Here is a 797-nt window from a genome sequence, read left to right on the forward strand (position 1 = left end):
CACTCATTCTTCCCGAGGTGGAGCTTCCGGTCGGTCTCGTACCGGTCTTGATCGCGCTGGAGCAACCGCTTGGCTTGGGCTTTCTCGCTGGTCTGCATCCGCTTTGGCACGACGTAGGAGAGCCCGCGTTGGCTGATCATCTCCAGGACGTGCTGACTGTCGAACTCTCGGTCCATCAGGACGTTATCGACGTGAACGAGATCGTCGGCGGAGTCGAGTAGGTCCTCGACGATCTCTTTGCGTGACTCGCCTCGTCGAACTGGGCGAGCATCAAGTACGAGTGGGACAGCGTTGCCGACCAGCTGGACTGTTGCCCACTGGTAGGCGTATTCGTCGTTCTTCTCTTTCGTCCCGATTATCTCGTCCTCGTGACCTGCGCGGTCGCCTGTGAAGGGATCATCCTCAGTGATGTCGATGGCGACAATACCCGCTCGGAAGAACTCCTCCGTCTCCGCGAGCTCGTTGGTGAGTTGTTGAATTGCGTGTCGGTACATCTCGCGAATCTGCTCGATAGAGAGATCACGAATTTGGTCGCGATGACCGTGTCCGAGTGGCGTTCGATCACGCGTCGACTCGTGAATGAAGCTGCGAGCGTCCTCGTTAGCCGCCAAGTTCTCACGGAGCCCCAAATAGGTCTATAAGCCCCAGTAAGCGTTCTCAGGAATCTCACAGCCCCTCGCCACGATTGAGCGAGAACGCGGGGAACACGACGCGACTGACGTGCTTGGCAACCGTCCCTGCCTCGTCGAGGATGGCCTGGTCGTCAGGGTCCGATTCAGTAGCGTCGTCACCTCGAC

The 797-nt window shown here is 58.6% G+C and carries 1 pseudogene; it reads right to left on the reverse strand.

Annotation, left to right across the window (positions count from 1 at the left end):
• A pseudogene (locus tag IEX84_RS14535) lies at nt 1-797 on the reverse strand (transposase); the annotation flags it as partial.

It is taken from the genome of Halarchaeum rubridurum, from assembly GCF_014647115.1.
In the GTDB taxonomy this organism is placed as follows: domain Archaea; phylum Halobacteriota; class Halobacteria; order Halobacteriales; family Halobacteriaceae; genus Halarchaeum; species Halarchaeum rubridurum.